This is a genomic window from Paraburkholderia acidisoli (assembly GCF_009789675.1).
Lineage (GTDB): Bacteria > Pseudomonadota > Gammaproteobacteria > Burkholderiales > Burkholderiaceae > Paraburkholderia > Paraburkholderia acidisoli.
Map to the genome: position 1 here is coordinate 452,283 of NZ_CP046914.1, position 19,912 is coordinate 472,194.

18 protein-coding genes are annotated in these 19,912 nt (G+C 66.7%); 3 read left to right on the forward strand and 15 right to left on the reverse strand.

Features of this window, described 5'->3' with window-relative positions; translation table 11 throughout:
* Position 1: 1 nt before the first annotated feature.
* The 4 genes from FAZ98_RS16295 to FAZ98_RS16310 all read right to left on the reverse strand — a co-directional run bounded on the left by FAZ98_RS16295 (position 2) and on the right by FAZ98_RS16310 (position 5,305).
* The gene (locus FAZ98_RS16295) at positions 2-1,399 is read right to left on the reverse strand and encodes an FAD-binding oxidoreductase (RefSeq protein WP_158952351.1); all 1,398 of its coding nucleotides are present in this window, start codon (positions 1,397-1,399) and stop codon (positions 2-4) included.
* A gap of 1 nt (position 1,400) precedes the next feature.
* A complete protein-coding gene (locus tag FAZ98_RS16300; RefSeq protein WP_158952352.1) occupies positions 1,401-2,141 on the reverse strand; it encodes an enoyl-CoA hydratase/isomerase family protein in 741 nt (246 codons plus the stop codon).
* A 223-nt stretch (positions 2,142-2,364) separates the two neighbouring features.
* Complete coding sequence (locus tag FAZ98_RS16305; RefSeq protein WP_158952353.1) at positions 2,365-4,710, reverse strand: TonB-dependent receptor; 2,346 nt, start codon at positions 4,708-4,710, stop codon at positions 2,365-2,367.
* A 73-nt stretch (positions 4,711-4,783) separates the two neighbouring features.
* Positions 4,784-5,305: a hypothetical protein gene (locus FAZ98_RS16310; RefSeq protein WP_158952354.1), complete on the reverse strand. Its 522-nt coding sequence runs from the start codon at positions 5,303-5,305 to the stop codon at positions 4,784-4,786.
* Positions 5,306-5,786: 481 nt separating this feature from the next.
* Here FAZ98_RS16310 and FAZ98_RS16315 point away from each other — a divergent pair, with 481 nt between their 5' ends.
* Entirely contained in the window at positions 5,787-6,338 is a 552-nt protein-coding gene (locus FAZ98_RS16315; RefSeq protein ID WP_158952355.1) for a redoxin domain-containing protein, read from the forward strand.
* Positions 6,319-6,588, forward strand: coding sequence for a DUF2024 family protein (locus tag FAZ98_RS16320; RefSeq protein WP_158952356.1), 270 nt, complete (start codon positions 6,319-6,321; stop codon positions 6,586-6,588). The genes FAZ98_RS16315 and FAZ98_RS16320 overlap by 20 nt, the downstream gene beginning before the upstream one ends.
* Positions 6,589-6,677: 89 nt before the next feature.
* Here the strand turns inward: FAZ98_RS16320 and FAZ98_RS16325 are convergent, their stop codons facing one another.
* From FAZ98_RS16325 to FAZ98_RS16375, 11 genes are all read right to left on the reverse strand, one after another.
* Positions 6,678-7,535 carry an alpha/beta hydrolase gene (locus tag FAZ98_RS16325; RefSeq protein ID WP_158952357.1) on the reverse strand — a complete coding sequence of 286 codons (858 nt, stop codon included), beginning with the start codon at positions 7,533-7,535 and terminating at the stop codon, positions 6,678-6,680.
* Between the two features lie 212 nt (positions 7,536-7,747).
* Positions 7,748-9,301: a methyl-accepting chemotaxis protein gene (locus FAZ98_RS16330; protein WP_158952358.1), complete on the reverse strand. Its 1,554-nt coding sequence runs from the start codon at positions 9,299-9,301 to the stop codon at positions 7,748-7,750.
* A 166-nt stretch (positions 9,302-9,467) separates the two neighbouring features.
* Positions 9,468-10,433: a VOC family protein gene (locus FAZ98_RS16335; RefSeq protein WP_158952359.1), complete on the reverse strand. Its 966-nt coding sequence runs from the start codon at positions 10,431-10,433 to the stop codon at positions 9,468-9,470.
* Positions 10,434-10,447: 14 nt separating this feature from the next.
* Positions 10,448-11,944 carry an aldehyde dehydrogenase gene (locus tag FAZ98_RS16340; protein WP_158952360.1) on the reverse strand — a complete coding sequence of 499 codons (1,497 nt, stop codon included), beginning with the start codon at positions 11,942-11,944 and terminating at the stop codon, positions 10,448-10,450.
* A 15-nt stretch (positions 11,945-11,959) separates the two neighbouring features.
* Positions 11,960-12,787 carry an aspartate dehydrogenase gene (locus tag FAZ98_RS16345; protein ID WP_158952361.1) on the reverse strand — a complete coding sequence of 276 codons (828 nt, stop codon included), beginning with the start codon at positions 12,785-12,787 and terminating at the stop codon, positions 11,960-11,962.
* A complete protein-coding gene (locus FAZ98_RS16350; RefSeq protein ID WP_158952362.1) occupies positions 12,780-14,438 on the reverse strand; it encodes a thiamine pyrophosphate-binding protein in 1,659 nt (552 codons plus the stop codon). Before FAZ98_RS16350 ends, FAZ98_RS16345 begins: the two co-directional genes overlap by 8 nt.
* The gene (locus FAZ98_RS16355) at positions 14,431-15,228 is read right to left on the reverse strand and encodes an SDR family oxidoreductase (RefSeq protein WP_158952363.1); all 798 of its coding nucleotides are present in this window, start codon (positions 15,226-15,228) and stop codon (positions 14,431-14,433) included. Before FAZ98_RS16355 ends, FAZ98_RS16350 begins: the two co-directional genes overlap by 8 nt.
* Positions 15,229-16,089: an IclR family transcriptional regulator gene (locus FAZ98_RS16360; protein WP_158952364.1), complete on the reverse strand. Its 861-nt coding sequence runs from the start codon at positions 16,087-16,089 to the stop codon at positions 15,229-15,231.
* The gene (locus tag FAZ98_RS16365) at positions 16,086-16,985 is read right to left on the reverse strand and encodes an alpha/beta fold hydrolase (protein WP_158952365.1); all 900 of its coding nucleotides are present in this window, start codon (positions 16,983-16,985) and stop codon (positions 16,086-16,088) included. The genes FAZ98_RS16360 and FAZ98_RS16365 overlap by 4 nt, the downstream gene beginning before the upstream one ends.
* Positions 16,986-16,993: 8 nt before the next feature.
* Positions 16,994-17,533 (reverse strand): cupin domain-containing protein, encoded by a 540-nt coding sequence (locus tag FAZ98_RS16370; RefSeq protein ID WP_158952366.1) that lies wholly within the window; start codon positions 17,531-17,533, stop codon positions 16,994-16,996.
* A gap of 81 nt (positions 17,534-17,614) precedes the next feature.
* The gene (locus FAZ98_RS16375) at positions 17,615-18,385 is read right to left on the reverse strand and encodes an SDR family oxidoreductase (protein WP_158952367.1); all 771 of its coding nucleotides are present in this window, start codon (positions 18,383-18,385) and stop codon (positions 17,615-17,617) included.
* 402 nt (positions 18,386-18,787) lie between these two features.
* Here FAZ98_RS16375 and FAZ98_RS16380 point away from each other — a divergent pair, with 402 nt between their 5' ends.
* Positions 18,788-19,861 carry a porin gene (locus FAZ98_RS16380; RefSeq protein WP_158952368.1) on the forward strand — a complete coding sequence of 358 codons (1,074 nt, stop codon included), beginning with the start codon at positions 18,788-18,790 and terminating at the stop codon, positions 19,859-19,861.
* The last annotated feature ends 51 nt before the right edge of the window (positions 19,862-19,912 follow it).

Below are 19,912 nucleotides of genomic sequence, written 5' to 3' on the forward strand. Positions count from 1 at the left end.
GTCAGAAAATTTTGTCGGGGTTGAGAATACCGTGCGGGTCGACGGCCGCCTTGATTCGCTGCATCAGTTCGATGGCGGTGTCGCCTGTTTCGCGCCGCAAAAATGCCTTCTTGTGATAGCCAATGCCGTGTTCGCCCGTGCAGGTGCCGCCGAGCGAGAGCGCGAGCGTCACGATCGCTTCGTTGAGTGCTTCGGCCTCCTCACGTTCGGCTTCGCTCCCGGGATCGATCACCATCAGCACGTGGAAATTGCCGTCGCCGACATGGCCGAAGATCATGCTCGGGAAACTCGCGTCCGCCATGATGCGGCCCGCGCCTTCGATCGATTCGGCGAGGCGCGAACGCGGCACGCAGGTATCGGTCGCGATGACGAGCGAACCGGGGCGCGACAGCTGGCAGCTGAAATACGCGTTGTGGCGCGCATGCCAGAGCCGCGTGCGGTCTTCGGGATGCACGGCCCAGGCAAAGTCGCCGCCGCCGTGCTGCGCCGCCAGCTCGCGCAGCGTCTCGACCTGCTCCTCGAGCGCCGCGGGCGAGCCGTGAAACTCGAGAAAGAGCGTCGGAACTTCGCGCAACGCCAGCTCGCGCGCGGCAAGGTTGATCGCCCGAATCGAGTTCGCGCAAAGGTATTCGCTGCGGGCGATCGGCAGACCCGCCTGGATTGCCTCGATCACGGTGGCCACGGCCGCGTCCGTGTCGGGAAACGCGATCACGGCGGCGCTCACCGACTCGGGCAGCGGATACAGGCGCAGCACGACCTCGGTGATGATGCCGAGCGTGCCTTCCGAGCCGACGAACAGGCGCGTGAGGTCGTAGCCCGCGGCCGACTTCGCGGCCCGCGTGCCCGTTTGCACCACGCGTCCGTCCGCCAGCACCACGGTCAGCGCGAGCACGTTCTCGCGCATCGAGCCGTAGCGCACGGTGTTCGTGCCCGATGCGCGCGTGGCCGCCATGCCGCCCAGGCTCGCATGCGCGCCGGGATCGACGGGAAAAAACAGGCCCTCGGCACGCAACGCGGTGTTCAGCTGTTCGCGCGTCACGCCCGCCTGAACCGTGGCGGTGAAATCGCCCGCGTCAACCTTGAGCACGGCGTTCATCTGCGAAAGGTCGATGCAAACGCCGCCTCGCGTGGCCAGCAGTTGTCCTTCGAGCGACGAACCCGCGCCGAACGCGATCACGGGGACGCGGTGCGCATGACAGCGCGCGAGAACGTCCTGCACGTCTTGCGTCGATCGCGCGAACACCACGGCATTCGGCGGCATCGCCGCGAACGGCGCCTCGCCCCGGCCATGCTGCTCGCGAACAGAGTCGGCCGTGGAATAGCGATCGCCGAACGCGCGCCGCAACGCGTCGTGCAACGCCTCGGGCAACGTGCCCGCGTCGAGAAGCGAAGGCGTCATCTCAACGCCCCTCGAAACGCGGCCGGCGCTTTTCCTTGAACGCCCGCAGTCCTTCCTGGGCGTCCTCGCTATGCGTCACGCGCTCGATCGCCCTGGTGGCCAGGTAGAACGCTTCGGACGGACTCTGCGGCAGCGTCTGGGCGCTCATCTGCTTGAGCTGCGCCATCACGAGCGGCGCGTGCGTTGCCATTGCCGCGGCGAGTTCGAGGGCCACGCTCAGGTGCTCGCCCCGGCTCGTCACGCGATTGACGAGACCCACGTCGTAGGCGCGCGCCGCCGTCATGGGGCCGCCGAGCAGCATCAGTTCCATGGCGACCTTGTGCGGGACGCGCGCGACCAGCGAGGCGATCATGCCCTTCGACACACCCACGCGCGCTTCGGGATAGATGAACTGCGTGGTTTCGGCGGCCACGCACAGATCGGCGAACGCCACGATGCCCACGGCCATGCCGACCACCGGCCCTTGCACGGCGGCGATCAGCGGCTTCGTCAACTCGATGCCGATGCCGGGCACGGCGCGCCAGAAGTTTTCGGGCGGCGCGGTCAGATCCGCGCCGGCGCAAAACGTCTCGCCCGCGGCGCACAGAATGCCCACGCGATCGCTGCCGTTTTCGAGGCGCGTGAGCGCTTCCCGTAGTTGATCGCACATGAGCGCCGTCATGGCGTTGCGCTTCTCCTCGCGATCGATCGTGATGATCGCCACGCCCGCCTCCGAGCGATAGCTCACGCATCCTTCGGCCATGTCGTCGCCTCCTGTCGTTGCCGTTGTCTTTTGTGATGCGACGACTGTACGGCCGGGGGCTACTAAGGAGAAGCAAGAGTTTCTTGCCGATTAATTATGAAAATCGAATGAATTGCGCGCGCGTGGCGGTTAAAGACGATGGCCGGTTTCCGCGAGCGGCCGCTGCGCGAAGGTCGCCGGGCAACGCGCGCCCTACCCGCGCGCCGCCCGGCTCAGGCCGCGCTCAGAACGCGTAGGACACCGTCACCTGCGCCGACAACGGCGGGCTCGGCATGAGCGTGTAGTCGAAGGTCGCGGCTGAGCCGCCGGTGTAGTACTTGCGGTTGAACAGGTTGAAGATATTCAACTGCGTCTTCCACGGCCCGCGCTGATACGACGCCATCGCGTCGGTGCGCACGTAGCCGGCGAGCTTGAAGGTATTCGGCAGGGTCGCCTCGCGCGGGCCGACGTAGTACACGCCCGCGCCCACCTGCAAGCCCGGCACCGACTGCAACTGGTAGACCGTCCACAAGCTCGCGCTGTGCCGCGGCACGTTGCTCAACACATCGCCCACGGGAAACGTCGTATCGCTCGTGACTTTCGCGAGCGTGTACGCATAGGTGAAGATGGCCTTCCATCGCGGCGTGAGGTTGCCGGCAATGTCGAGTTCCACGCCCTGGCTCCGTTGCTTGCCGGTGAGCACTTCCAGCAGCGGGTTCGTGGGATCGGTGGTGAGAATGTGATTGCGGTTCAGATTGAAGAGCGCGAGATTCGCCGTGAGGCGGTCCTTGACGAGATCCTGCTTCACGCCCACTTCGAACTGCTCCGCGACCTCCGCGGCATAGGTCGCGTTGCTGCCGCTATGACCCACGTTAGGCGCATAGCTGCGGCTCCAGTCCGTGAACAGCGAGGTGCCGCTCACGGGTTGCCAGACCAGACCCACGCGCGGCGAAAACGCCGTCTGCTGACCTCGGCCCGTTTCCTCGCCACTCTCGTCGGCGCGATTGATGAAGCGATCCGCGCGCAAGCCCAGCTGGAGCTTGACCTGCCGCGTGATGTCGACGAGATCCTGCACGTAGACGCCGTAGTCCGCGCCGCGCCCCTGATGGCCCGGCAAGGGATCGCCGGGCGTCAATCCGGAAACGTAGCCGGGATTGAAGAGATCCAGCGTCATCGACGAGACCTGCGAGCCGCCGCTGCCCACTTCCAGATAGCCGTAATCCACGCCCGCGAGCAGCGAGTGCTTCAGGCTGCCGGTGAAGAAGTCGCCCGCCAGTTCGGCCCGCGCGCCGTACTGGCGCGACACTTCGTTGGCGCCGCTGTACACGGAGTAATCGAGCAGATTGCCGGTGGCCGTCGTGCTGTCTGGGAAGGATTGCGTCGATCGCTGGCGCGCGTAGCTGTATTGGCCCGCGAGGCGCAGCTTCCAGTTGCTCGACAGCGCGTGCTCGAACAACAGCGTTTCGGCAACCGTATCGTTCCTGCCGTAGTCGCCATCCACGCCGGGATACACGCCGCTTTGCAGGCCGTAATAGCGCGTGCGCGACAGCGCCTGATAGTTGGGCACCGCGGGAACGCCGAAGTCGAAGCCGTCGCGGTTCGAATGATTGAACTCGGACAGTAGCGTGAGCGAGGTGCCGTGGTGATTGTCCCAGCTGATGGCCGGCGCGATGGACCATGACTTGTAGCCGCCGTTGTCCTGGAACGTCGAGTTGCTTTCCGCCGCGCCATTGAGGCGGATGCTCAGCTCGTCGTTCAGCGCGCGGTTCACGTCCACGGTCGTGCGCACGAGGCCGTAGCTGCCCGCCGTCACGCCGATTTCACCGAAATTGTCCGGCTCCGGCCGCTTCGAAACCGTGTCGATGTAACCGCCCACCGCGCCCACGCCACCGTACAGCGCGCCCGCCGGACCTTTGAATATCTCCACGCGGTCGATGTTCTGCACGTCGCGAAACGCGTAATAGCCGTAGTTGCGGAAGCCGTCGCGCAAGCCGTTGCTCTCGCTGAAGCCGCGGATATTGAAGAAGGTCGCGCCGTTGCCGCCGTAGCTCGCCTCGGCGTGCACCCCGCTCACGTTGTCCGCGATCTGGTCGATGCGGGTCACGCCACGGTCGCGCAGCACCTCGGACGGCACGACCTGGACGGACGCGGCGTAGTCCTTGAGCGGCACGCCGGTTCTCGTGGTGCTGTCCGACGTGGTTGCCACATAGCTGGACACGCTCGAGCCGATCACGGAAATCACCGGCATCGTGCCTTCCGCGAGCGCGGGTGCGGGCGAGCCGGCGTGGCCATGCGCGTCCTGCGCGGTGGGCGTGGCGCCGTGCGCGGCGGGCGCCTCGACGCCGGACGCCTGGGTGACATCGGGCGATGGGGTCAACGTACTCGATGCAGTCGATGCGGTCGATGCGGATTCCGCGGCTCGCGCCTCGGGGGCGGCGAGACATCCCGCGCACAGCATCGCGATGGCCAGTTGCAGAGGTGCGGTCCGAAAGCGGGTGAGCGGCTTCGGATCGCGATCGTCGGCACCGCACGCCACAGGCGCACGCATGCCGACGACGCCCGCGCGCGGCGGTCGTTGTTGGGTTTTCATGGTTTCGGTTCGGCAAAAGAAAAAGTCGTGCGTGCGCCGCGCCATCACGGCGCGCGCAGCAAGGCGACGAACTTCAGCTGAACCGGGGCGGGGCGCGCGAAAGCGGCCGGAAATGGAGAGGAGGACGCGCTGGCAAGCGCGTCGATACGTCGCGCCACGTTTGCGTGACGCGCGTCAGCGTGAACAGGACGATCGCGAGCGCGATGCCCACGCAGGCCACGACGAGCGCGGCGCTGAACGGGCACAGGCCGTCGTCGCCGTTCATCGAATCGTGATCGTGAGAGCCGGGCATCGACATGCCGGGCATGTCCATGTCTTCGTGCATCATGCCCGCCATAGGGCTCATGTCCATGCCGGGCATCGCCATGCCGGACATGGCGTGGGATCGCACCGCCAGCGCGCCGCGATCCTGCGCGAACATCGGGCCGTGGCCGGAACACATGACGAGCGCGAAGTCGCCCTGCGCCACCGATACCGGATCCAGCATGACGGCGCCCGGCAAGAGCGCGCGCGCAAAGAGAACGGCGAAGGCGGCCAGCAACCACGCCCGGCTCGCCATGCCGCCTCGCAGCAGGAACCGGCGAAAGGCATTCATGGCGCGCATTCTACCCGGCTTTCAGGCACGGACCTGCGCCAATTCGCCCGCCGCTGCGCGCCGGACAGCGGCGCCGTGCCGCTTTCGCGTGGGCGAAGCGCCATCCCTGCGCGTGACCGCGCGACCGGCAACCGCCCCTATCGCAGCTATCGAAGCCATCGAAGCCCAGCGTCGCGCCGATACGGCGCCACCCCGAATCGCGCGAGCGCGCATGAGCCGAACTGCGTGAGGGCAACGGGGAAAACGTGGGCGACGCGCGTCATGACAAGGCGCGCCGCCCCGGGCACGCCGCGATGAACCCGGCGAGTCAGCGTGAACCGCACGCCGTCGGGGTTGCAGTTGTACGAAACGGTATCTCTTCCGTACCCCATGAACCCTTGCATGCGAGCCTCGTCGGCATACTGGTCTCACCGACCGCTTTTGCGTCCCACTCCGCAGACGGCGCCTCGCGGCCCGCCTGCCCTCATGCAATCCGCCAAGCATGCACTACGAGATCGAAGCCAGCGCCTGGCTCAATACCGACCGGCCGCTCAGCCTGCGCGCGTTGCGCGGCCGTGTGGTGGTGGTCACCGTGTTCCAGATGCTGTGCCCCGGCTGCGCGCAAACGAGCCTGCCGCAAGCCGCCAGACTGCACGCGCTGTTTCCGCGCGAGGACCTGGCGGTGATCGGTCTGCACAGCGTCTTCGAGCATCACGCGGCGATGACGCCCGAGGCGCTGCGTGCGTTCGCGCACGAATATCGCCTGCGCTTTCCCATTGCGATCGACGCCGCCCGGGCGCGCTCGCCCGTTCCCATCACCATGGAAAACTGGGCGCTGCAAGGCACGCCCAGCCTGATGGTGTTCGATCGAAGCGGCGCGCTCGCGCTCCAGCAGTTCGGACACCTTGAAGATCTGCGCCTCGGCGCCGTGCTCGGAGAACTCGTCGCGCAGCGCGCCGCTGAACCGGCGACGAGCGAGACGAGACCCACGCAGTACCGCGACACTCCCGAAACTTCCGTAGAGGCACCCTGCCATGAAAATTGCCGTATTTGATACCTATGTCGACCGGCCGGACGGCCGCCGCATGCACTTCGACATCCTCGTGCGCGACCAGCCCGCCGACAAGGCGCCGGAACTCGTGCTCTCGCATGGGCGCCGCTATCTGGCCGCGAAGGGCGTCCCCGCGACCGCGCTCGAAGCCCGGGAATGCCGCTTCTGCCATGTCGAGTCGGCCACACCGGCAATCGAAGCCGAGGTCGAGCGCATTGGCTTCGCGATCATCGAATTGCAGCATTGCGATTGAGGCGCGACGCCGCCGCCGGACGGAATCAGCGGGAATCAGCAGAAATCAGCGGAAAAAGGCCCGCGCGCGCGGGCCTCGCGAGCGTCAAATCACGCGCCGATCCACTGCAACACCTGCTGCCAGCGCGCGGGCGTCATGGCGTCGAACCACGTGTCGTGATCGGCGTTCGGCAGCATCATGAGGCGGCTGCCCGGATGCCCGGCCACCAGATGCTCGGCGTGCGCGGGCGGGATCAGCGTGTCCTGCGCCGACGCCACGACCACGAGCGGGCCGCCGTACGCCGCCACCGCCGCGATCGAATCGAACGGATCGTGCAGCAGCCAGCGCACCGGGAACATGGGGTATTTTTCGCCGGCCACCGAGGCGAGCGTGTCCCACGGCGTGATCAGCACGACGCCCGCGAGCGCGGCTTCGTTGCCCTGCACGACGCGCGCCGCCATGCCCGCGCCGAGCGATTCGCCAACCAGCCAGATCGCGCCGGGCCAGCGCGCGCGCGTACGCGCGAACACATCGCGCGACGCCGCGAGCGCCGCGCGCATCGTCCGCGCGCCGCCGCGATTGCCGTGCCCCGGATATTCGACGATCACGACGCGATAGCCCGCGTGCACGAACACATTGGCGAGCGGCAGCTTGGTTTCCGCCGACTCCTCGTTGCCGTGATAGACGATCACGGTACCGCGCGGCGTACCGGCGGCGGGCATACCGGCGGCGGGCGTACCGGCATCGGGCGTACCGGCTTCGGGTGTGACGACATAGCCGATATATTGGCCGCCGACCTCCCAGCGCTCGACGCTTTCGCCCGGATGCGGCTGATCGCGCAGATCGACGGCCGGCGGCGTGGACGGCAGCAGCATCGTGTCCTGCATCGCGTACAACGCCGCAGCGGCGGCGACATAGGCGCCCACGGCAATCGCACAGCCATAAACCAGCATCCGCTTCCCCGACATCGCGCGCCCGAAAGAACTGAGTCGCGCCAGTATAAGGAAGCGGCCGGATTCCCGGCTTCTCGTGGACACGCACGCGTTCGCGCCCGAATTACGCGGCATTTCAGGCCGCTTTTTCGTGGCGGGAAACGTATCGCCTCCGCTTGACGCGAAGCGGCCGCCGCGGGCGGCTTCGCCCGGTCGCGCGCCGCGCCCTGAACCGCTCTCGGCAACACTCAGGCGGCGCCGCGCTCCATGCGAAACGCCGCCGTCAGTTCGCGCAGCGTGTGCGCCTGATCGGCGAGCGCCGAGGCCGCCGCCGCGCTCTCTTCCACGAGCGCCGCGTTCTGCTGCGTGACCTCGTCCATCTGCGTGATGGCGAGCCCGACCTGCTGGATGCCGTCGCTCTGCTCGCCCGACGCCTGTGCGATGCCCGCGACGATGCCGGTGACCCGCGCGATGGCGGCGTCGATCTGCGTCATCGTGGCGCCGGTGTCCTGAATCAGCCCCGCGCCCGCCTCGACCCGTGCGGTCGACTCGGCGATCAACGCGCCGATCTCGCGCGCCGCCGTGGCCGAGCGCTGCGCGAGGCTGCGCACCTCGCCCGCCACCACGGCGAAGCCGCGCCCTTCCTCGCCCGCGCGCGCCGCTTCCACGGCCGCATTGAGCGCGAGGATATTGGTCTGGAACGCAATGCCCTCGATCGTGCCGATAATGCCGGTCATGCGCGCCGATCCCGTGTGAATCGCGCGCATGGTTTCGATCATGGTGCCGACAGCCTCGCGGCCGCGCCCCGCCAGTTGCGCCGCGCCGCGCGCAAGCTCGTTCGCCTCGCTCGCGTGCCGCGCGTTCTGCTGCACCGTGGCGGTGAGCTGCTCCATCGCCGAGGCGGTTTCGCTCAGCGAAGCCGCCTGCTCCTCGGTGCGCTGCGACAGGTCCTGATTGCCGGCCGCGATCTGCTGCGTCGCGCCCGCAATGGCCTGCGAACCCGAGCGCACCGCCGCCACCGTATTGGCGAGACTCGCCTGCATGCCCGCGAGCGAGCGCAGCAGTGTCGCCATTTCGTCGTTCGAGCGAATTGCCACGCGCGTGGTCAGATCGCCCGCCGCGATGGCCTCGAACTGCCGCATCGCCGTGGCGAGCGGCGTCATGATCGCGCGCCGCAACGCGCGCCAGCTGAAAAACGACGCCGTAAGCGCGAGCGCGACGCTCGCCGCGCAGATCGCGAGCAGCGTGTGAAAGAGCGCGTCCGAATGCCGGCCCGCGGCGCTCGACTGCTGGTCGAGATAATTTTCGAGCGCGCCCTGGCTCGTGTTCATCGCCGTGTAAAGGCCGATGAGCTGCTGCGCGCGTTGCGCGTCCATCCAGCCCGTGTCGCCGCTGCGGATCGCCGTAATCAGACGGTCGATGGCGTCGCGCCGCACAGCACCGCGCTTCGCGTCGAGGTCGTCGGTGAGCGCCGCCAGTTCGGGCGACTTCGGCAACGCGCGAAAGCGCTGCCACCACGTGTCGGAGTCGGCGAGCAGCGCGGCGGCGCGATCCAGCTGCACGCCCAGTTGCGGCGACTGCGGGTTGGCGATGGCCCAGTCCAGCCCGAAGCGCGCCCGCGACATCGCCGTATTGGATTTGCCGAGCGTGACCGCCGAGGCGTAGTACACGTCATACGCTTCGTGCTGCGAGCGATTGCTCGCCTCCATGCCCGCGATACCGATGGCGCCCGTCGCGATCAGCAGCAACGCGAGGAACAGAATGATCGCGGCAATGCGCGCATTCAAGGTGAGGTTTTTCATCGTCTGGACGAAAGATCGAGAAGGCGTCTTAACCGATTTAATTTATTTTGGATTCCCGATCAATTGGCGCACAGGGGCATGGTATTCCCCGCGCTGCCCCCGATCGTCCACGACCACAACGAACAACAAAAGCGGCGGACGCCCCGCGCCCGCCACTTGAACGCCATCAGCTTTTTTGACGGTCCGTCATGAACTTGCCTTCCGGCGCCTTCGCATCGACCTGGCGGCGCGTGTGGCCGTCGATCCCGCCGTCCACGGCCCATTCGGCGAACACCGTCGGACCCGGCTCGAAGTCGCGCGGCTGCCATTCCGGCGTGAGCTGGTCTTCGTCGGCGTAATACTCGATCAAGCCGCCCGCCGGATTCTTGAAGTACCAGAAATACGCCGACGAAACCGGATGCCGGCCCGGCCCGAGTTGCGTTTCCCAGCCGCAGCGGCTGATATGCAGACCGCCGCCGAACACCTCGTGAATATCGCGCACGGTGAACGCCACGTGATTCAGGCCGCGCTTGCCCGTGGGCAGTTGCAGCAGGAACAGGTCGTGATGGCCGCCATGCGGCGCGCAACGCATGAACGCGCCGCGCTCGGGGTAGCGGTCGGACATCTCGAAGCCGAGGCGCTCTTCATAAAAGCGCTGCTGCTCCGCGAGGCAATTCGTGAAGAACACCACGTGCCCCACTTCGACCGGCTCCGCGTGGTCGTACACCGGGCTCGGCGTGTCCACGCGCAGCGTCTGGCCCCACACGTTGGACGGCGAGCCTTTTACGTCGATGGCGCGTTTGCGCGTGACTTCCACGCGGATCGCCATGCCGTTCGGGTCGATGCAACCCACCGCCGCGTCGTGCGAGTAATAGCCTTGCGCGCCCGCGAGACGCTCGCGATAGCCGTCCAGATCCGCGGCCGTCGCCACGCCCCAGGTGACTTCGCGCAGCGTGGGGCCCGCTTCGAACGCGGGCGGCAGCGAGGGGTCGTCGGCGCGCACGGCGAGCACCGTGCAGCCGTTCAGCGTTTCGAAGCGCGCCTGGCTGGAATCGTGCGCGACTTCGCGCATGCCCCAGTCGGCAAAAAAGCGGCGACAGGCGTCCAGATCGTCGACGCCATAAGTGATCTGTTCGATGCCCAGAATGGTCATAATGCGTTGCCCTGTTAGTTCGCCCACGCCAGCGGCGCGTCGTTCAAGCCCCAGTAAAGGCTCTTTTGCTGCATGTATTCGCGAATGCCGAGCCGCCCTTTCTCGCGGCCCATGCCGCTCTCCTTCCAGCCCGAGAACGGCGTGGAGATCGAGAACAGCTTATACGTGTTGATCCACACCGTGCCCGCTTCGAGCGCGCGCGCCACGCGCCACGCACGCTTGTAGTCGCGCGTCCAGATGCCGGCCGCGAGACCGAACACGCTGTCGTTCGCTTCCTTCAGCAGCGCGGCTTCGTCGTCGAACGGCATGGCCACCAGCACGGGCCCGAAGATTTCTTCCTGGCAGATGCGCGCACCGTTCGTGAGGCCTTCCAGAATGGTCGGCTGATAGAAGAAGCCTTGCTCGCGATCGTGACCTGCCGGACGCGCGCCGCCGCACAGCAGGCGGCCGCCTTCCTCCAGCCCGATCGCCACGTAACGCTCGACCGATTCGCGATGCTTCGCGGTGATCAGCGGACCCATTTGCGTGCTTTCCAGCGACGGATCGCCCACCCGCAATTCGCGCGCTTTCGCCACGAGGCGGCGCATGAATTCGTCGTAAACCGGCCGTTCGACAAAAAGACGCGAACCCGCGATGCAAGCCTCGCCCGACGAGCTGAAAATGCCGTACAGCACGCCGTTGACCGCGTGATCGAGGTCGGCGTCGGCGAACACCATGGTGGGCGACTTGCCGCCCAGTTCGAGCGACACCGGCATGAGCTTTTCCGCCGCGATGCGCGCGATGCCGCGGCCCACTTCCGTGCCGCCCGTAAACGATACCTTCTTCACGAGCGGATGGCGCACCAGCACGTCGCCGATCACCGAGCCCTTGCCGGGCAGCACGCTGAGCACGCCCGGCGGCACGCCCGCTTCCTCGCAGATGCGCGCGAGCGCGAGCGACACCAGCGGCGTGACTTCGGCGGGCTTGAGCACCACGGCGTTGCCGGCCGCGAGCGCGGGCGCGAGCTTCTGCGCGTCGGAGGCGATCGGCGAATTCCACGGCGTAATGGCCGCGATCACGCCAATCGGCTCGTGCACGCTCATCGTCATGTAGTCGCCGCGCGAGGGCGTCACTTCTTCGTCGAGCGTTTCGAGGCACGCCGCGAAGTAGCGGAACGTGTTCGCGGCGCTCGCCACCAGCACGCGCGTTTCGTTGATCGGCTTGCCGTTGTCGCGGCGCTGCAATTGCGCGAGCGCTTCGTGGCGCGCCATGATCAGGTCGGCGATGCGATACAGCACCAGCGCGCGCTGATGCGGCTTGAGCCCGGCCCAGTTCGACCGGCGCCACGCGAGGTCGGCGGCTTCGACGGCTTCGCGCGCGTCTTCCGCGTCGGCGGTGGTGATTTCGGCGTTCACCGAGCCGTCCGCCGGATACTGGCTCGCGAAGATCGCGCCGCGGCCGCGCTTCCACACGCCGCCGACGAAGATATCGGCGGACGGCACGAGCGAGGCGATGATGTCCTGGTCAGTCATGGGGTGCTTCCTCGATCAGATCACGCAATGCGCCGCGCGATTGCGCAGCGCGCGAATCGCGCTGAACGCGGTCAGTGCGGAGGTCTTGGGGTTGTCGGGCAGCGGCTTGCCGCACATTTCCAGCGACATTTCGCCGAACGCGCCCGCCGCCACGATGCGATGCACGTTGCGCGTGACCTGCGGGTCGGCGATCAGGCGCACGCGCGTTTCGTCGAGCCCGAGGCCCGCGAGCGCGACGGTGGCCGCCACGTTCGCATTCTTCGGATACAACCGCGCGGCTTCGCGCGCGCTGCCTTCGAAAATCACGCGCGCCTCGCTGAGCGTGCGCAGGTCGCAGAGTGCCTCGGCGGGCGTGCCGAGCCAGCCGATCGGCGGTTTGCGGCCGATGTACTGCACGTCGTCGAGACCGCCTTCTTTCGCCGACGCCAGCGCGTCGATCCCGCCGATCGCGCCCGACAGCAGCGAGACGGTGGCATTGCCTTCGGTGGCCGCGAGTTCGAGCGCTTCGAGCAGCGCGAGGTCGGAGAGCGCGCCGATCGAGGCCACCGCGCAATCGGTGCCGGACTTGAGCAGCGGCACCACGTGATCGACCAGCGCGCCGTGCCCCGCGCATTCCAGCGCGAAACGCGGGCGCTGCGCCAGCGCCGCCACCGAACTCACAACATCGACATCCGGTCCGGTCAGTTCGCGCACGGCGCCCATCTGATGCTCGGGCACCACGACTTGCGCCACGCGCACGAGCGGGTCGGCGGCCACGGCGCGATACACGGTCTGGCCGATCGCGCCGAAGCCGATCATCGCCACATCAATGCGCCCGCCGGGCGCGAACGCGTGCTCACGCATGTTCGGGCTCCTCTTTCTTGACCGGCGGGCCCGCGAACGCGGTGGCGAACGAGCCGATCGAAAGCATGTCCACTTCCACCATCACCGGGCCGCTGACCGCCATGCCGTCGCGAATCACGGCTTCGGCCTGGTCCAGCGACGAGATGCGGTAGTGCTGCATGCCGAAGCTCGCGCAGAACTGCGCGAATTCGGGCTGATGCAGCTGCACGTAGCAGCGGCGGCCGCCGTATTGCGCGTCCTGGATGTTGCGGATCACGCCGTAGCACTGGTCGTTCATCAGCACGATCATGACGTTGGCGTTTTCCTGCACCGCCGTGACGAGTTCGCCCACGTTGACCATCAGGCCGCCGTCGCCGACCAGACACACGGTCTTGGCCGCCGCGTTCGCGAGCGCCGCGCCGATCGCCATCTGCATGCCCTGGCCGATGCCGCCGCCGAGCGCATGCACGCCCGCGCGCGGTTCGAAGATCTTCAGCATGCGGTTGCCCCACGTGCTGTTCGAGATCGTCACATCGCGCACCCAGTTGAAGTCGCGGCCCACGGCGCGTTGCAGCGCGTCCACGAGTTGCTTGTACGGTCCGAGACCCTTGCCCGTTTCCGTCACGGCCACTTCGTGCGTGGCGGCCAGATCCTGGGCGAACTTCGGATCGACTTTCAGACGGCCTTCGAGCAGCGTGGCGAGTTGATCGAGAATCGCGGCCGAGTCGCCGTGCACGAACTGCGCGTTGCGATAGCCGCGGTTGTCGGCGAGCGCGTCGGCGTCGATGCGATACAGCGGCTGCGGCAGCGCGAGTTTGTACTTGAGCGTTTCGTTGCCGCGCAGGCGCGAGCCCACCACGAGCATGGCGTCGCAGGTGCGATAGAACGCTTCCACGCTGCCTTGCACGTTGAACGCGCCGAGCGTGGCCGGATGATCCTCGGGCAGCACGCCGCGCCCCTGCACGCTGGTGACCACGCCGAAGCCGAGCTTCACGAGGCGCTCGACCTGGGCACGCGCGTGACGCGCGCCGCCGCCCACCCACAGCAGCGGACGCTTCGCGCTGGCGAGCGCGTCGGCGAGTTGTTCGACGCGCTTCGCGTCGTGCGTAGGCAGGCTCACGTGCGGCGCCGCGAGGTCGGCGGGCCATTCGACTTGCGCTGCCTGGATGTCGATCGGAATCTCCACGCTGACGGGGCCGCTCGGCGCCGTTTGCGCGACGCGCACGGCTTCGCGCACCGTGGCGAGCGCCGTTTCCACCGAACGCACGCGATACGCGGCCTTCGAGATCGACGCGAGCATCGTCAGCTGATCGGGCGCTTCGTGGATATACGCGAGGTCCTGATCGAGATACGTGGTTTCGATCTGGCCGGTGATATGCACGAGCGCGGTGCCCGCCGTGAGCGCTTCGACCATCGCGCCGGCCGCGTTGCCCGCCGCCGTGCCCGTGCTCGTGAACGCGACGCCGAGGCCGCCCGAGACGCGCGCGAGGCCGTCGGCCATGTTGAGCGCGCCCGCTTCGCCGCGCGCGCCCACGTAGCGGATCTTGCCGCGCGTGTTGATCGCATCGAGGATCGGCATGTTGTGAATCGAGATCACGCCGAAAGCGGTTTGGACGCCGCACTGTTCGAGAAAAGCGGCGATCAGTTCGCCAACCGTCGTGGTATTAGACATGACGTGCAACGCCTCCTGAGACATCGATATGGCTGCCCGTCGTGTAGGACGAGAGCGGTGTGGCCAGATAAAAAAGAGCTTGTGCGGCTTCTTCGGGACGCCCGAAGCGGCCCAGCGGAATTTTCTTTTGACGCGCGAGTTCGCCGGTCCAGTCTTCCCAGCTTTGACCCGGCTGCGCCTGCGTTTCGAAGCGGCGGCGCCATTGCCCCGACTCGACGATACCGATCAGGATCGAGTTCACGCGCACGTGTCTGGGCGCGAGTTCGACGGCGAGCGATTTGACGAGATTGAGCACGCCCGCGCGCGCCGAGGACGTGGCCACCATGTGCGCTTCGGGCTGCAAGGCGAGCAGCGAATTCACGCAGACGATCGCGCCGTGCGGCGACTGTTCGAGCATCGGCAGGAACGCGCGCGTGGGGCGGATGATGCTGAAGTACTTGAGGTCGAGTTCCTCGCGCCAGGCTTCGTCGCTGGTGTCGGCGAACGTGGAGACGCGGCCCTGGCCCGCGTTGTTCACGAGCATGTCGACGCGGCCGAACGCCACGCGCACCGACTCGGCGAAACGCGCGACATCGGCGGCATCGAGCACGTCGCAACCTGCCGCGAGCAGCTTCGCGCCGGGGAACGCGTCGCGCAGCGCCGTTTCCGCGCTCGCGAGCCGCTCGGCGTTGCGTCCGCAGATAGCCACGGAAGCGCCCGCCTGCAGGAACAGCCGCGCCGCGGCGAGCCCGATGCCGGACGATCCGCCCGTCACCACGGCCACCTGCCCTGTGAGGTCGATCTGAATCATTTAAAGCCCCAATGCCTTCATAAAACGATGTTCCGCGGGCGGCCGGTAATTGAGCCGCAGCGAGAGTTGATGGGCCGTCTCGCGCACCTTTTCGATCAGGCCGCTTTCGAGCAGCGTGGTGTCGATGTGCGCGCGCGGCACGGTCGTAGTGACCACGGCGGCAATGCGCCCCGTGTCGCCGCGCACCGGCGCGCTCACGACGGAAATGCCGTGCTCGAACGACGATTCGCTCGTCGCGAAGCCGCGTTCGGCGTCGATGCGGACGCGTTCGTACAGTTCTTCGACGGTGCCCGGCGTGTGCTTCGTGAAGCGTTCCAGCGTGATGCCCGCATAGAGTTCATGCAACTCGTCGAGCGTGTAGTCGCCCATCAGCACGTGGCCGTGCGTGGTCGCGTACGCGGGCAGCCGCGTACCCACGTTGACCTTCACGGCGCTGTACACGGGCGCGTGGCTCTGCGCCTTGGCGACGAACACCACGTCGCGGCTGTCGAGAATCACAATGTGCGTGGAAAGCCCCGTGCTGTCGCGCAGCGCTTCGATCAGCGGCAAACCGAGATCGGTCAATTCGAGCGAACTCAGGTATTCGAAGCCGAGGCGCAGCACGGCCACGCCCAGGCGATAGTTGCGCTCGCTGTCGGCGCGTTCGAGAAAGCCCAGCGACTCCAGCGTCTGCAACAGGCGGAACACGGTCGTGCGCGGAATGCCCAGGCGGCGCGACAATTCGGGCGCGCCCAGCACCGGCTCGCGCGGCGAAAACTCGCTGAGGATGCGCAGCCCGCGCTCCAGTCCCGGCACGCGATAGCTGACCTCGCTCGTGTCCTCGGCGGCTTCCGTTACGCCACCGGTGGGTGCCAGCGTCATGCCTGCGTCTCCTGTTGCTCGCACGTTTCGTAGAACGTAGCAATGAGCGTGTTGTAAGTTTCGGGCGCTTCCACATAACCCGCGTGGCCCGCGCCCGCGATCAATTGCAGCGGCACGTTCGCGGCTTGCGCGATGCGCTCGCAGGCGTCGGGCGGCGTGATGCGATCTTCCGTGCCAACCGCGACGCCAATTTTTCTATCGTCCGTCACTTCATGCCGATACCGCGCCACGTCGCTGGCGAGATCGGCGTTGGCGAGCAAGTGCGTGGCCTGGGCATAACCGCCGGGCACGATGCGCGCCATGTTCCAGCGCACCCATTCGCGCGCCGCTTCGCTCGCCGTGGTCGAAAGCATGTTCGCGCTGCGCTGCGCCGCAAGCCCTTGCGGACCGAGTTCGGCCAGCATGGCGAGGCGCGCGTCGCGCTTTTGCACGCGCACCGCTTCGCTCGCCGCGCCGTAGCCGCCCGCGGGCGACAGCAGCGCCACACCCGCCACGCGTTGCGGATGCGCCGCCGCGAAACTGCCCGCGATAATCGCGCCGAGCGAGTGCCCGACCAGCACGCAGCGTTCGATGCCGAGCGCGTCGAGCCAGCCGCGCAAGGCTTCGGCGTAATCGGCGGCGTGCGGCGAAGCGCGTTCCACCGGCGTGGAGATGCCGTAGCCCGGCGCGTCCCACGCGAGCACGCGGCGCGTCGTGCCGAGCGCTTCGAGTTGCTGCAACCACGAAGCCGCGCCCGAACCGATACCGTGCAACAGCACGAGCGGCAGCGCAGCCGCACGCGCGGCGGCGGCTTTCCCGCAGTCCCGATAGCCGATACGCCGCGACGGCGCCACGTCCGCGCACTGCGCGGGGAACGCTTCGAGACGGGCTTCGAATGACAGGTCGGTCGAGCGCATGGCGGGCCTTACTTCGCGAGTTCGCGCTTGATCTTCGCGAGCGGCGAATCCGGCGGATACGTCGGCGTGACGGGCTTCGGCGAACCGAGCATCACGCACATCAGCGCGTCTTCCTCGCCAACGTTGATCTCCGTGCGATACACGCCCGGCGGCACCGAAATCAGATCGCGCTCGCCGAGCACGGCTTCCCACGTTTCGCCATCACGCTCGCAGATCACCTTCATCTTGCCGCGCAGCACGAAGAAAATTTCTTCGACGTCCATATGAATATGGCTCGGGCCGATATTGCCGGCCGGAATCACCATCGTCGAAAACGTGAAGCCGCCGGCCGGCACGGTGTTCATGTCCTTCGCAACGCCGGTGCCGCCCGTGCCCACATAGCGCATTTGCGCGCGGCGGTACTTGGGGTCGTAGTCGGCCTGGAACTTCAGCGCGTCCCAGTCGTAGCGGCGCGTGGCGAAGCGCGCGACGCGCGCTTCCATCCATTGTTCGAAGCTCGCCTCGGCGGGCTGGTCCCACGATTTACGTTCGATATCGGCATCGGCCATCGTCATTCTCCACAGGGATTCGCTAAACGACTCGCTCGAACGCGAAGCCGCGTTCAAGCTCGATTCACACAAGGTTGAAACTCAGTTCAGGACAAAACCGCCGTTGACCGGCAGCACCTGACCCGTCACGAAACGGGCCGCATCGGACAACAGGAACAGCACCGGGCCCGTGACGTCGCCGGCCACCTGCGCGCGCGAGAGCGCCCGGCCCTGCTGGTAATACGCGTGACGCTCGGCGGGCACGTAGGCCGTGGCTTCGACTTCGGTGAGGCCCGGCGCGATGGCGTTCACGGTGATGCCGTGCGCGCCGAATTCGCGCGCGAGCGAACGCGTCATGGCGATCACGGCGCCCTTGCTCGCCACATAGGCGAGCAGCTTGGGCGCGCCCCAGATCGCCGTGTCCGACGCGATGTTGACGACGCTCGCGCACGCCGACTCGCGCAGATACGGCAGCGCCGCGACGCACATGCGCCAGGTCCCGCGCACGTTCACGTTCATCACGGCGTCCCACGTCTCGAGACTCAATTCCTCGGCGAGACGGCCGCCCGAATTGGTGATGGCCGCGTTGTTGACGAGCGCGTCGATACCGCCCAGACGTTGCGCGGCCGTTTGCACGAACGCGTCGATGCTCGCGACATCGGCGAGATCGAGCGCGACGAAGTGCACGTGCTCGCCCAGACGAGCCGCGAGCGCGCGGCCTTCGTCGTGCAGCACGTCGCCGAACACGACTCGCGCGCCGCCGGCCGCGAGCTTTTCGACGAAGTCCGCGCCGAGTCCGCGCGCGCCGCCCGTGACGACCACGCGCCGGTTTGCCAATGCGCCGCTCACGGGGAGGGTCGATTGGAGATTCATCCTAACCTCCGCTTGCTTTGTTCCATATAAGGAACGTTGGTTTATATGTGGTCATTATAGAGTCCCCGGCCGCCGATCAAAAAGAAATTTGTCCACCCGTGGGCAAACTCAGGGAAAACACTAGCGAGGCACAACAACACCCACGCACGGCGCATTCGCGCGCGGTTATCGCCGCCAAAAACGTTTGTCCACATCGGGTATGCCCGAACCACAAAAGTTATTTTGACGAGCCACAAGCGTCACTATAATTTTCCATAGGCGATACGTTGTTTCATATATGGAACTAACAACGACGAAACGACGCCGGGGTCCCCACGACACGCAACGCTGACCCGCACCGTGTCGATGGCCATGTCGAAGTAACGGGACCCACTACACAACCACTCTTCAGGAGTACCAACGGTGAAACGCATCATTGCTGCCGGCGTGGCAGGTCTTGTGGTCAGTTCGGCGGCTTCGGCGCAGAGCAGCGTCACGCTGTACGGCAGCCTCGACGCGGGCGTTGCCTATGTCAGCAACGTCGGCGGCCATTCGAAGTGGATGGAAGAACAGGGCAACATGCAGCCCGATCGTTGGGGCCTGCTCGGCAAGGAGGATCTCGGCGGCGGTCTGAGCGCGGTGTTCCGGCTCGAAAGCGGCTTTTACACGAACACGGGGAGCTTCGCGAAAGCCGGCACGCTGTTCAATCGCCAGGCTTACGTGGGTCTAAGCCAGGACAAGATGGGCACGCTCACGCTGGGCCATCAGACGCCGTTCAACTTCGACGTGCTCGGGCCGTTCAGCACCGCGTATCTGGCGCAAAGCTGGTTCGCGTTTCATCCGGGCAATATCGACGAACTCGCCGATACGGGCATCGTGCCGTTCGACAATTCGGTCAAGTTCCGCTCGGCGGACTTTTACGGCTTCACCGTTGGCGCGATGATGGGTCTCGGCAACACGACCAACTTCTCGACGGGCCGCAACTACGGTTTCACCGTGACGTATGCGATTGGCGCGTTCAAGGCGGGCGCCGTGTATTCGAACGAGCACAACCGCACGCCGTCGATCGTGACCACGGGTATCACGAGCTTCCAGGGCGTGGCGGCGGCGAGCTATGCGGCCGACAAGGTCGAGAACATGGGCGCGGGTCTGTCGTACCAGTTCGGCAAGCTGCTCGTGCACGGTCTGTACACGCGCGTGAAACTGGAATCCGCCGGCTATTCGAACACGTACCAGAGCTACGACGTGGGCGCGAATTATCAGCTCACGCCGTTCAACAGCATCGCGGGCGGCGCGGCCACCACGACGCTCGCGGGCCATCGCTGGACGCAGTTCGAGATTGGCGATAACTACTCGCTCTCGAAGAGCACGCAGATTTACGCGAACGTGCTGTACGAGCGCGCGAGCAGCAACACCAGCGCGGCGTTCTTTACGGCGGGCGTGTCGAGCGGACGCAATCAGACCATCGTGCTGACGGGCATCCATCACTCGTTCTGAGTGTGTTCGAAGCGTAGTTGAGGTGGTGGCGAGCGGCGGTGTGCAGACACC

What these genes read in the sequence shown, in the direction of transcription:
- FAZ98_RS16295 (WP_158952351.1), bottom strand. Translation starts at nt 1,399, where the DNA reads ATGACGCCTTCGCTTCTCGACGCGGGCACGTTGCCCGAGGCGTTGCAC.
- FAZ98_RS16300 (WP_158952352.1), bottom strand. Translation starts at nt 2,141, where the DNA reads ATGGCCGAAGGATGCGTGAGCTATCGCTCGGAGGCGGGCGTGGCGATC.
- FAZ98_RS16305 (WP_158952353.1), bottom strand. Translation starts at nt 4,710, where the DNA reads ATGAAAACCCAACAACGACCGCCGCGCGCGGGCGTCGTCGGCATGCGT.
- FAZ98_RS16310 (WP_158952354.1), bottom strand. Translation starts at nt 5,305, where the DNA reads ATGAATGCCTTTCGCCGGTTCCTGCTGCGAGGCGGCATGGCGAGCCGG.
- FAZ98_RS16315 (WP_158952355.1), top strand. Translation starts at nt 5,787, where the DNA reads ATGCACTACGAGATCGAAGCCAGCGCCTGGCTCAATACCGACCGGCCG.
- FAZ98_RS16320 (WP_158952356.1), top strand. Translation starts at nt 6,319, where the DNA reads ATGAAAATTGCCGTATTTGATACCTATGTCGACCGGCCGGACGGCCGC.
- FAZ98_RS16325 (WP_158952357.1), bottom strand. Translation starts at nt 7,535, where the DNA reads ATGTCGGGGAAGCGGATGCTGGTTTATGGCTGTGCGATTGCCGTGGGC.
- FAZ98_RS16330 (WP_158952358.1), bottom strand. Translation starts at nt 9,301, where the DNA reads ATGAAAAACCTCACCTTGAATGCGCGCATTGCCGCGATCATTCTGTTC.
- FAZ98_RS16335 (WP_158952359.1), bottom strand. Translation starts at nt 10,433, where the DNA reads ATGACCATTCTGGGCATCGAACAGATCACTTATGGCGTCGACGATCTG.
- FAZ98_RS16340 (WP_158952360.1), bottom strand. Translation starts at nt 11,944, where the DNA reads ATGACTGACCAGGACATCATCGCCTCGCTCGTGCCGTCCGCCGATATC.
- FAZ98_RS16345 (WP_158952361.1), bottom strand. Translation starts at nt 12,787, where the DNA reads ATGCGTGAGCACGCGTTCGCGCCCGGCGGGCGCATTGATGTGGCGATG.
- FAZ98_RS16350 (WP_158952362.1), bottom strand. Translation starts at nt 14,438, where the DNA reads ATGTCTAATACCACGACGGTTGGCGAACTGATCGCCGCTTTTCTCGAA.
- FAZ98_RS16355 (WP_158952363.1), bottom strand. Translation starts at nt 15,228, where the DNA reads ATGATTCAGATCGACCTCACAGGGCAGGTGGCCGTGGTGACGGGCGGA.
- FAZ98_RS16360 (WP_158952364.1), bottom strand. Translation starts at nt 16,089, where the DNA reads ATGACGCTGGCACCCACCGGTGGCGTAACGGAAGCCGCCGAGGACACG.
- FAZ98_RS16365 (WP_158952365.1), bottom strand. Translation starts at nt 16,985, where the DNA reads ATGCGCTCGACCGACCTGTCATTCGAAGCCCGTCTCGAAGCGTTCCCC.
- FAZ98_RS16370 (WP_158952366.1), bottom strand. Translation starts at nt 17,533, where the DNA reads ATGGCCGATGCCGATATCGAACGTAAATCGTGGGACCAGCCCGCCGAG.
- FAZ98_RS16375 (WP_158952367.1), bottom strand. Translation starts at nt 18,385, where the DNA reads ATGAATCTCCAATCGACCCTCCCCGTGAGCGGCGCATTGGCAAACCGG.